Origin of the sequence: Dietzia sp. DQ11-44, from assembly GCF_014145205.1 — a bacterium.
Classification (GTDB): Bacteria; Actinomycetota; Actinomycetes; order Mycobacteriales; family Mycobacteriaceae; genus Dietzia; species Dietzia natronolimnaea.
This window is the reverse complement of sequence record NZ_JAALEC010000754.1, coordinates 1-821: the sequence shown is the minus strand read 5'-3', so window position 1 is coordinate 821 and position 821 is coordinate 1. Positions and strand designations below refer to the sequence as shown.

Annotated in this window: 1 protein-coding gene; it reads left to right on the top strand. The window is 63.0% G+C overall.

The genetic code is table 11. From position 1 onward, the window contains the following. Positions 1–234: 234 nt before the first annotated feature. Positions 235–821 (top strand): cytochrome c biogenesis protein ResB (locus G6018_RS16925; protein ID WP_241732215.1); only part of this gene is annotated, 587 nt, incomplete at its 3' end.

Genomic DNA, 821 nt, shown 5'->3' with positions numbered 1-821 from the left:
ATCAGACCTTCATCAAACCCCGACCGGATCAATGGGGTCGGCGAAGGACAATCTCCAGATGTGACTATGCGTGCTAGAGCGGTGCTGATGATGCTATGAAGCCGGCGACGCCCCACCGGAGCTGCCCCTCGATCCGGCTCGTCGCACCGGGAACGGCAGAGGGGACTCAAATCAGTGCCTAGGATAGCTCCGGTCACCGCGTTCATGCGCAACTCATGGCGCACTCTCACCGCGATGCGCACGGCATTGATTCTGCTATTTCTGCTGGCGGTGGCGGCGATACCGGGGGCACTCCTGCCGCAGCGCAGCCTCAACCAGGGAAACGTCAATCAGTACATCGCGGACAACGGCTGGCTGGGGGAGTTCTTTGACAAGCTCCAGCTGTTCGACGTGTTCTCCAGCTGGTGGTTCACAGCCGTGTACGTGTTGCTGTTTATATCCCTGGTGGGCTGCCTGACACCGCGGTCGATTGATCTGGTCAAACAACTCAAGGCCCCGCCGCCGCTCGCCCCGCGTAACCTTGCACGCCTGCCGCATCATGCGGCGTACCGGACCACGGCCACGCCGGAGCAGGCTGCGGACCAGGTCCAAAAGAGCCTCAAGGGCTGGCGGGTCCGTCGCAACAACGGGGACGGTCGCGTGTCGGGCAGCATCGAGCTGTCCGCGGAGCGCGGATATGCGCGCGAGGTGGGCAACATCGTATTCCACTTCGGCTTGCTGTTCCTGCTGATCGCGTTCGCGGCCGGCAAGTTCGTGTACGCGGAGGGCATGCGGGTGATCATCGCCAACGAGGAAGCGCCGGCCTTCTGCAACACCACGCC